This is a genomic window from Diaphorobacter caeni, from assembly GCF_015354245.1.
GTDB lineage: Bacteria > Pseudomonadota > Gammaproteobacteria > Burkholderiales > Burkholderiaceae_C > Diaphorobacter_A > Diaphorobacter_A caeni.
On the sequence record NZ_JADKYZ010000008.1, the window covers coordinates 340,094 to 349,388 of the forward strand.

The 9,295-nt window shown below is 61.8% G+C and carries 9 protein-coding genes and 1 rRNA gene; all 10 read right to left on the reverse strand.

The genetic code is table 11. The annotated features are described in order from the left end of the window. Window positions 1–22: 22 nt before the first annotated feature. Window positions 23–1,093, reverse strand: coding sequence for a nitrogen regulation protein NR(II) (gene glnL, locus ISG32_RS20420; protein ID WP_194772884.1), 1,071 nt, complete (start codon window positions 1,091–1,093; stop codon window positions 23–25). A gap of 56 nt (window positions 1,094–1,149) precedes the next feature. Next, a complete protein-coding gene (locus ISG32_RS20425; protein WP_194772836.1) occupies window positions 1,150–1,650 on the reverse strand; it encodes a hypothetical protein in 501 nt (166 codons plus the stop codon). Between the two features lie 240 nt (window positions 1,651–1,890). Further along, window positions 1,891–3,306, reverse strand: coding sequence for a type I glutamate--ammonia ligase (gene glnA, locus ISG32_RS20430; protein WP_194772837.1), 1,416 nt, complete (start codon window positions 3,304–3,306; stop codon window positions 1,891–1,893). A gap of 177 nt (window positions 3,307–3,483) precedes the next feature. Further along, window positions 3,484–4,305 (reverse strand): competence/damage-inducible protein A, encoded by an 822-nt coding sequence (locus tag ISG32_RS20435; protein ID WP_194772838.1) that lies wholly within the window; start codon window positions 4,303–4,305, stop codon window positions 3,484–3,486. 55 nt (window positions 4,306–4,360) lie between these two features. After that, window positions 4,361–5,278: an EI24 domain-containing protein gene (locus ISG32_RS20440; RefSeq protein WP_194772839.1), complete on the reverse strand. Its 918-nt coding sequence runs from the start codon at window positions 5,276–5,278 to the stop codon at window positions 4,361–4,363. 38 nt (window positions 5,279–5,316) lie between these two features. Next, window positions 5,317–6,264, reverse strand: coding sequence for a sterol desaturase family protein (locus ISG32_RS20445; RefSeq protein WP_407645083.1), 948 nt, complete (start codon window positions 6,262–6,264; stop codon window positions 5,317–5,319). A gap of 108 nt (window positions 6,265–6,372) precedes the next feature. Continuing rightward, window positions 6,373–7,164 carry a polysaccharide deacetylase family protein gene (locus ISG32_RS20450; RefSeq protein WP_194772841.1) on the reverse strand — a complete coding sequence of 264 codons (792 nt, stop codon included), beginning with the start codon at window positions 7,162–7,164 and terminating at the stop codon, window positions 6,373–6,375. Window positions 7,165–7,201: 37 nt separating this feature from the next. Beyond that, on the reverse strand, window positions 7,202–8,155 hold the full coding sequence (locus tag ISG32_RS20455) for a YncE family protein (protein WP_194772885.1): 954 nt from the start codon (window positions 8,153–8,155) through the stop codon (window positions 7,202–7,204). A 159-nt stretch (window positions 8,156–8,314) separates the two neighbouring features. Then, on the reverse strand, window positions 8,315–9,061 hold the full coding sequence (locus ISG32_RS20460; RefSeq protein WP_194772842.1) for a 16S rRNA pseudouridine(516) synthase: 747 nt from the start codon (window positions 9,059–9,061) through the stop codon (window positions 8,315–8,317). Window positions 9,062–9,198: 137 nt separating this feature from the next. Further along, window positions 9,199–9,295 (reverse strand): 5S ribosomal RNA (rrf, locus tag ISG32_RS20465); the annotation flags it as partial.

The following is a 9,295-nucleotide window of genomic DNA, read 5'->3' on the forward strand; positions in this document are numbered from 1 at the left end:
CTCCCCGTTGTTTTCAAGGACCTCAAGGCAGCGGAATGAGGATGCGAAAATCCGTGCGTCCTGGAACGCTGTCGCACTCGATCAGGCCATGGTGGCGCTGCACAAAAGTCTGTGCCAGCGTCAGTCCGAGGCCCGACCCCCCATCCCTGCCCGTGACAAGAGGATAGAAGATTCGCTCCTTGATCGTCTCGGGCACGCCTGGTCCGTTGTCGATCACATGCAAATCCAATGCCAACCGATAACGCTGGCGACCAAATGTTACCTGTCGTGCCACGCGGGTGCGCAAAATGATCTGCGCGTCGCCCGTCGCGATGCGTTCGGTCAGCGCCTGCGCCGCGTTCTGCACGATGTTCAGCAGGGCCTGTATGAGCTGCTCACGGTCGCCCCGGAATTCGGGAATCGAGATGTCGTAGTCCCGCTTGATCTCGAGACCACGCGAAAACTCCACCAGCACAAGGGAGCGCACGCGTTCGCAGACCTCGTGGATGTTCACGTCGCCCACCTGGTGCGGATGGCGGTGCGGCGCGAGCAAGCGGTCCACCAGGCTCTGCAGCCGGTCGGCCTCGTGGATGATGACCTGCGTGTACTCCTGCAGGTCGGGCGAGGGCAGATCCATTTCCAGCAACTGCGCCGCGCCGCGAATGCCGCCGAGCGGATTCTTGATCTCGTGCGCGAGGTTGCGGATCAACTCCTTGTTGGCAAGCGCCTGCTCGCGCAGCCGCTCTTCGCGGTCCTGCCTTGCCTGCGCCTCGAGCGGCCAGCACTCGACCAGCACGTCACCGCCCTGCTCCACGCACGACAGGTGCACATGCACCGGCAACGGATCCTGCGGGACCCGGCGCAGGCCCGACTCGAAGCGCAGAGCGGCGAAGTCCGCGTCGCGGGCTCCCGACAGGGCGTTGCGAAGAATGGAGGAATCGGTGAAGAAGCCGCTGAAGTCGACGCCCTCCAGCGTGCGGCGCGACTGACCGAGCGCCGTCTCGAGGGCGGCGTTGGCGAACAGCACGGAGCCATCCTGACCGAGCACCGCCACGAGCGTGGAAACCAGATCGAGCGCCTGATAGCACTCAGCCGGATTGTCCGAAAACTGCAGCCGCGTGGACTGCTCAGAAGGGGGAGTGTTTCTGGATGAGTTGGGGGCCACGTTGTTTATTTCAGGCGCGAGAGCTCGCGCTTGATGCCTTCCACGTCGGCTTCCGCGCGCGTCATGCCGGTCTTGATGTCAGCCGTGCGCTCCGCATAGCCCTGCGGATTGCGCATCTCGAGGGCGGACTTCTGCGGGAAACCATCGTTGTATTCTTTTTTCAGCTCATCGAAGCGCGACTGCGCCTTGCGCAGTTCGGCCTCCAGAATCGCCCGCGCATCGGAGTCGCGCGCCTTCTGATCGGCGTTGTCCACCTTGGGTGCCGTGGACGGAGAACTGGAAGTCGTCGAAGAGCTGCTGCGTGGCGCGGCCGAACCGCCACCGCCGGACGGACGAGAACCTTGCAGAACCGTCACATTGCCGCCCTCCACCACCTTGCAACCACGCTGCTTGGCATCATTCGCGTTGTTGGTGTATTCGTTGCCGCAGCGATAGATCCGGTCCTGGGACCAGGCCATCGGCAGCAACGCCACAGCAGTAAAGAGAGCAACCAGTGTTTTTTTCATGAATTCCTCGCGCAACAGGCGTCAGTTCAACCGGCCCGTGCGGGCATTGCCTCCCGCCACATGTAGCCATATGCAATCCACCGACGATAACAGAGCATGCTGTCAATGACCCCAAAAGGCCATGATCGTTCCTCCAGAACCGTTGCGCCAATGAAAAAAGCGGCCGTCAAGCCGCTTTTGTTGCAAATCAAGGGAGCATCGGGCTGACCGTTCAACGATCCAGCCCTTGCTCCGGCTGACTTACAGCGAGTAGTACATGTCGTACTCGACGGGGTGAGGTGCCATGCGGAAGCGCTGCACTTCGGTCATCTTCAGCTCGATGTAGGCGTCGAGCATCGCGTCGGAGAACACGCCGCCCTTGGTCAGGAAGCCACGGTCCGCGTCGAGTGCTTCCAGCGCCTGGTCGAGGCTGTGGCACACGGTCGGCACCAGCTTGTCTTCCTCGGGAGGCAGATGGTACAGATCCTTGGTGGCGGCTTCGCCCGGATGGATCTTGTTTTCCACGCCGTCCAGACCCGCCATCATCAGTGCCGAGAAGCACAGGTAGGGGTTGGCCAATGGATCGGGGAAACGCGCTTCGATGCGGCGGCCCTTGGGGTTGGCCACGTAAGGAATGCGGATCGACGCCGAGCGGTTGCGCGAGCTGTAGGCCAGCTTGACGGGCGCTTCAAAGCCTGGAACCAGACGCTTGTAGCTGTTGGTGCCGGGGTTGGTGATGGCGTTCAGCGCGCGGGCGTGCTTGATGATGCCGCCGATGTAGTACAGCGCGAACTCGGACAGACCGGCATAGCCGTCGCCTGCGAACAGGTTCTTGCCGTCCTTCCAGATCGACTGGTGAACGTGCATGCCGGAGCCGTTGTCGCCGGCGTAGGGCTTGGGCATGAAAGTCGCGGTCTTGCCGTAGGCATTGGCCACGTTCCAGATCACGTACTTCATCTGCTGCGTCCAGTCGGCGCGCTCGACCAGCGTGCTGAACTTCGTGCCGATTTCGTTCTGACCGGCGCCAGCCACTTCGTGGTGGAACACTTCAACCGGAATGCCCAGAGATTCGATGATCAGGGACATTTCAGCGCGCATGTCCTGCGTGCTGTCGACTGGAGGCACGGGGAAGTAGCCGCCCTTGGTGGTGGGACGGTGGCCGCGGTTGCCGGTCTCGAACTTGGTGCCGGTGTTCCATGGCGCTTCGTATTCTTCGATCTCGAAGCCGACCTTGCCGGGTTCGTTGGTCCAGCGCACGCCGTCGAAGATGAAGAATTCTGGCTCTGGACCGAAGTAAGCTGTGTCGCCCAGGCCCGAAGCCTTCAGATAGGCTTCGGCGCGCTTGGCGATGGAGCGTGGATCGCGGTCATAGGCCTTGCCGTCCGATGGCTCGACCACGTCGCACTGCAGGAACAGCGTGGTTTCTTCAAAGAAGGGGTCGATGTTGGCGGTGTTCGGGTCGGGCATGAGTTGCATGTCCGAGGCTTCAATGCCCTTCCAGCCGGCCACGGAAGAACCGTCGAACGCATGGCCCGAAGTGAACTTGTCTTCGTCGAAATGCGAAATCGGCACAGTCACGTGCTGCTCTTTGCCACGAGTGTCGGTGAAGCGGAAGTCAACGAACTTGACTTCGTTTTCCTTCACCATATTCATCACGTCTGCAACGGTCTTAGCCATTAATGTTCTCCAGGGAATGAACGCGTATTGAAAACAGAGTCTTGGTTAGCAGAATGCGTGCCAGATTGCGGTACTCCATGCACCACCACGAGGCACCGTGTGCCGTGGAGCCAAGACCTCGAGCACACATTCGCAAATTGCACCAAATTGGTGCTTTATTTGAGTTTCTTCAGAGGGTTACCGATTGCGCACCATTTCAGGGCCAAGATCCGCCCCAATCCTGTGCAGCGCTGTCACCAGCATTTCCCAGGCGGCGGGCACCGCGTCGGAGGCACCCTTGACGCCCAGTTCGATGTGCCGTCCGTGCACCGGATGGTCCACGCTCGGCAGGCTGAAAACCTTGATTGTCGGATATGTCGCCTCGATTTCAAGCATGAGCGGCGTCAAAGTTGACTCCATCGCACGGTACACGACGACCGAGTGCTCGGTCTGCGGCTCGCGATGGAACCACTCGGAGCAATAGTGCTCCAGCGCCCACTCGACCATCGGCCAGGCCATCACCGGAAAGCCGGGCACGAAATGCACCGTGCCCCCACCGGGGCCATCGCAGCTGAATCCGGGAATCTTGTTGTACGGGTTGGGAAGGATGCGAGCGCCTTCCGGGTACACGCCCATGTTCAGGCGGTGCAGATTGTCGGCGCGCTCGGGCTCGTAGGGCTTGCCCTCCTCGCGTGCCACATCCTGCATGCGCTCACGGATCAGATCGGCCGCCTGCGGGTGCAGCGCCAAGGGCCTGTCCAGTGCGGCGGCCGCACATTGGCGGGTGTGGTCGTCCGGCGTCGCGCCGATGCCGCCGCAACTGAACACCACGTCGGCCGTCGCAAAGGCTGTCCGCAGCGTGCGGGTGATGCGCTCGGGATCGTCCCCGACATAGTGCGCATACGACAGCGCCAGTCCACGCGCGGACAGCAGCTCGATCACTTTGGGCATGTGCTTGTCGGCACGCTTGCCCGAGAGAATTTCATCGCCGACGATGATGAGTCCGAATTGGGGAGTCACGACAGGTCCCGGAATCCGCGCCGTCAATCGGTGCGAATCAAAAAGTGGTTGATCTTCAATTATTGCCCGGCTTGACGACCGTTTCGCCGGGCAGAGCAAGCGGTGGCTCGGCGGGCAAGGCCACGGGCACCTCATCGATCACTGCCGTGGCGGCCGGCATCTCGACTGCCGCCTCATTGCGCTCGGCTCGCAAGCGCTCAAGCGCCGCAAGGCAGTAATGCGTGAACCAAAGCGAGGAAAACGCGAACACCAGCGTGTAGATCCAGATGGCGACCGGAATCAGCACCAGAAACGCCGCCGCGAACACGACCGCCGAGGCCCACACCAAACTGGGCGCGGCGCCCAGAAAACCGCAGACCACGCCGATGCCGAGCAGGCTGTAGCGATGGCGCGCGAAGAGGGTCTGGCGCTCCTCCTTGCTCGCATGTTCGGAGAGCGCGTCAAAGCTCATCACACGATAGGTGAGCCACCCCCAGATCAGGGGCGGCAGCACCAGCACCAGAGGCGGAATCAGCCACAGCGGAGACGACACCACCAGCGCCAGCAGCGCGACGACGGTGGACAGCGCCGACCAGAGCACGCTCGCGAATATCGAAGCGCCCTTCTTGCGCGCCAGTCGCGGAAACCGCCGCTCGGCCACCAGATTCACCAGAGCCGGCGTCATGAACACCGCCACGGACAGCAAGGCGACCAGCACGATCACCGGCACCGCAGCCAGCACCACGAGCAACGGGGCGAGGTATTCGGTGACGTGATTCCAGCCCATGCTGGCAAGCCAGTTCCAGAGCCCGCTGAGCAGCCCGGCGTCGCCAAGCATCTGCTGGACGCTGGCGATGGCGGCATCCCAAAAAAAATAGGTGCTGACGCCCGCGATGATGGCGATCAGCAGCAGGGGCATCAGCGACAGCACGATCACCCGGGGAATCAGGCAATAGGCGGCTGCGCGCCAGAATGAATCGAACAAGGAAGACATCTGCATGGTCCCAAGAATAATGTGGGACACGCGCGTGTTCAGCCGCGTCCCATCAGCCGGAGAATTCCGAGCCACTGCTGTGACCAGAATCCGTCGCCATAGTTGCGTACTTTTCCGTCCGCACCGGGGACGACTTGATCCTCAATTCCCGTAGGATCAAAGCGCAACTCGAAGTTCGCCGTTCTGAACAGCATGTCCCAGACGGGCAGCAGCACGCCGAAATTGCAGCCGCGCGCCAATTCGATGGAGCGTGGCAGCGGTTTCAGCGATTGGGCCGGCAGATGCGGATCGCCCATGGTCGCCTCGACCAGCGAGACGGCATGGTGGCGACGATGAAAGCGCGGGCTGATCCACAGCCGCTCGCCGATCTGACCAAACCAGATGCGTGCATTCGCGTGGTGCAGATTCTCACTGAGCTGCGCAATCGCGACGATGGCCACGAACTGCCCCGGCGCCACTCCGATCAGTTGTGCGACGATGACGATGATCACGTCACGCAGCACATCGTCGAGCAGATGGTTGCGGCTGTCGGACCACTTGGTCATCTGCTGCTGGGAATGATGCAGCGAATGCAGTGCCCACCACCAGTCAAAACGATGCTGGCCGCGATGGATCAGGTAGTCCACAAGATCGAACACCGCGAGATACAGCAGAAAGCTGACCCACGGCAGGTCCGTCACGCCCTGCCAGATCGCGTCGATGTTGTAGGTGCGCAGGCCCTCGACGCGCAGCATGCCGAACAGGCTGTCGAACAGAGGCGTGAGCGTGAAGAACAGCACCAGACGGAACAGGCCCAGACGCTGGATCAGCGTGTAGATGATGTCGGTGCGGATGGCCTTGCGATCCGTGACCGCCTCCACCGGCCGCCAGCGCTCGAGCGGCCCGATCACCACGACGATCACCAGCACCTGCAGCAGGCCCACCAGCAGCCAGCCGGTCGCGTCGTAACCGTCCTCCAGCAGATTGGCCATGCCCAAATGGAACATGACCGGCTGAATGACGCTCTCGAACAGCCATTGCTGCACCGAGTTGAATAGCGATGTCCACCAATCCACGATTCTGTCCTGCCCTCTGCTGATATGTTCTGCTCAGGTCTACTTCGACTTGCGTGTCCAGCCCGCGTAGTCGGGATGCTCGCGCAGCGTGCGAAAGCAGAATCCGCGCTGCTTGAGGCCCTTGATCAGCGGCTCCAGCACGGCCGGTGCCCATGGGTCCTGACGCGACCAGATGCCCAGATGCGCGAGCAGGATGTCGCCACTGCGGATGTTCGCCAACGCCTGATCCAGCAGGCGCTGGTTGCTGTATTTTTCGCTGGGCAACTCGTCACCCAGAAAGCCCGCCGGAGCCCAGCCGACGTGCGCGTAGCCACAGGCCTTGGCGGCCGCCAGCAGACGCTGCGAGGTCTTTCCGCCCGGCGCGCGGAACAGAGGCAGAGGCTCCTTGCCGGTCATCGCGCGCAGCCGATCTTCGGAGCGGCCGATTTCCTCGCAATACTGGGCCGCCGTCATGGTGAACTGCTGCCCGTCACGCGGCCCGGCCGATGGCTTGACCTTGAACGACAGCTCCTGCCCCTTCACCACATCCCCACGCCAGTAGACATGGTCATAGGTGTGCGAGGCGAACTCATGCCCCTCGGCCGCACGCGCCTTCCACCAGGGTGCCCATTCGTTGTCAAGGCTGCTGCCGCCCGTCTTGGTGGCCTCATTCGCAGCAAAGAAGGTGGCATGCACCTGCTCGCGCTTGAGCACTTCGGCGATCAGCGGCGCGACGCCCATGTGCCCCGTATCGAAAGTCAGATACACCGGCTTGTCGCAGACGGGTGCCTGCACTGCCGCAGCGGCGGTGGAGACTGCCAGCAGCAGCGCGCATGAAAGCTTCAAATGCATGGCCATGTGATGCATGAGTCCCGACCTGCGGCCCGTGTCAACGCTTGGCGTGGTTCAGCGTCCAGACGCCGTGCGGCGACTTGCCGACGTTGACCGACTGGATCACCTTCTTCTCATGCGTATCGATCACGAGCAGCTTGCGAGCCCAGCGTGCGCCCACATAGATGTATCGACCATCGGCGGAGACGTCCATGCAGTCGGGGCCGCCGGGAGCCGCATAGCTCTCGACCGCCACGCGGCTTGCCATGTCGATCTTGCTGATCGAGTTGGCCACGCGGTTGCTCACATAGATGTGCTTGCCGTCGCCCGCCGCGCGGAAGGCGTGCGCACCCGCGCCTGTGGGGATGATCTGCACGCTGCGCGCGGGCTGCTCGCCGGAGATGTCGAACACCTCCACGCCCTTGCCGCCGGTGAGGCCGATGAACAGCGTCTTGTCGTCCGGCGAGCCATAGAGATCGGCCGGCATGGGGCCGGTCTTCACGCGCCACTTGAGTTTTTGGGTGGCAAGGTCGATGGCCACGAGTTCGTCGCTGTCCTGCATGGTGGAGTACACCGTGCGGCTCTTGCTGTCGATCCAGAGGTGGCTTGGCGTCTTGGCCGTCGGCACGCGCTGCGCCAGCGTCAGATCCTTGCCATCCCAGCGATAGAAGTCGATATGGTTGAGTCGATTCGCCGCCGTCACGAACCACTTCATGTCCGGGCTGAAGCGCAGGTGATAAGGATCGACGATGCCGGTCACCGTGCGCTGAACCTGCGCGGTCCGGGGGTCGATGAAGGTCAGCGAATCACCGAGTGCGTTGGCGATGACCACCGACTTTTCATCGGGGGTCAGGTACAGATGGTGCGGCTCCTTGCCGGTGGTGATGCGCTGTGTTTCAACCCACTTTTCAGGATCGATGACGCTGACATTCGCATCTAGGGAATTGAGAACGAAAACAGGCGGAAGACTCGCCTTGGCGCCCATCATCGTGAACGCCGCCAGCAGAGCCATGCCCGCCTTGTGCCAAACCTGATACTTCACAAAAAATCCCTTTTTCCGATCCGACGACGTGGGTCCTCACATGGCGTAACGGACCCCATTGCGCAGTCGACAAGGCTCGGAGTGTAAGCGGGCTTGGCGCGTTTACATGCGGATGACCGTGATCCCCAATCAGGATGTTGCGGTCAACTGACTAAGCTCATCGATGGTCAACCAACGCCACTTTCCAGGCGCCAGATCCACAGGCAGATCCATCGTTCCGATGCGCGAACGGTGCAGCCCTTCCACCCGATTGCCCACGGCCGCCACCATCCGCTTGACCTGGTGATACTTGCCTTCGGTGAGGGTCAAGCGGATCGTGTTCGTACCGGTCTGCTCGCATGCCGCTGCGCGCACCTGCTCGTTGTCGTCATGCAGCACCACCCCCGCCAGGAGGCGTTTGATCTGATCCGCCGTCACCTCGTGCTTTGCCGTCACGTCATACACCTTGGGCACATGGCGCTTGGGCGAATTCAGCCGATGGATGAAGGGACCGTCGTCCGTCAGAATCAACATGCCGGTGGTGTCCTGATCGAGTCGGCCCACGGCTTGCACGCCCTGCACATTGCTCTTGCTCGGGCGCTGGCGAAGGGGGCTTGGCAGCAGCGTGAAGATGCTCGGATACGCGGAGGGCTTCTGCGAGCACTCGGTGCCCACAGGCTTGTTCAGGAGGATGTACGCCTTCTCCTGATAAGGCCAGTCCACGCCCTGAACACGCATGCGCAGGCCTTCCTCCTCCACGTCTTCCGCCGCATCAAGGTGCACGGCAGGCTCGGTGCCGCCCGTTTCGTACAAGGCCACATGCCCCTGCTGCACCAAACCGGCACATACACGGCGGGTACCAAATCCTTGTGAGTACAGAATGTCCTGAAGTTGCATGGAGTTCAGTGAAGAGACGAAGGAACAAGGAACGGAAAACACACGATCAAGGGGCTGTTCCTGTGGGCCCAACTTGTCGGCATACAAAGCAAAACGCCCCTAACTCGAATGAGCTAGGGGCGGTTTGGGCTGTAAGAGCCTGACGATGACCTACTTTCACACGGGAGTCCGCACTATCATCGGCGCGAAGTCGTTTCACTGTCCTGTTCGGGATGGGAAGGAGTGGTACCAACT